At 52.7% G+C, this 292-nt stretch carries 1 pseudogene; it reads left to right on the plus strand.

What is annotated here, in order from left to right:
• Positions 1 to 41: 41 nt before the first annotated feature.
• A pseudogene (locus XI09_RS08310) lies at positions 42 to 292 on the plus strand (IS4 family transposase); the annotation flags it as partial.

Raw genomic sequence — 292 nt, forward strand, 5'->3', positions numbered from 1 at the left:
GATGTAGGGCAGAGGACTCGCAACTGCGGACTGCTCAGCGATTGACGAATCTGATCTCGGTATTCTGCATTGTGAGCTGGCGCATTTTTTGGATGACGATGCTCAATCGTTCAGCGCCAAATGCCTCACCGGAATTTGTGCTGACCAAAGCTGAAATCCAATTGCTTGATCGGCTCGTCAAAGACAAGACGCCAGTCAGCACACAACGAAAGACATTGTCGCATTATCTCATCAAGATCGCCAGGCTCGGCGGCTATCTCGCCCGCGCCAACGATCCGCCACCAGGGAATCT

Source organism: Bradyrhizobium sp. CCBAU 11386, assembly GCF_028128955.1.
Lineage (GTDB): Bacteria > Pseudomonadota > Alphaproteobacteria > Rhizobiales > Xanthobacteraceae > Bradyrhizobium.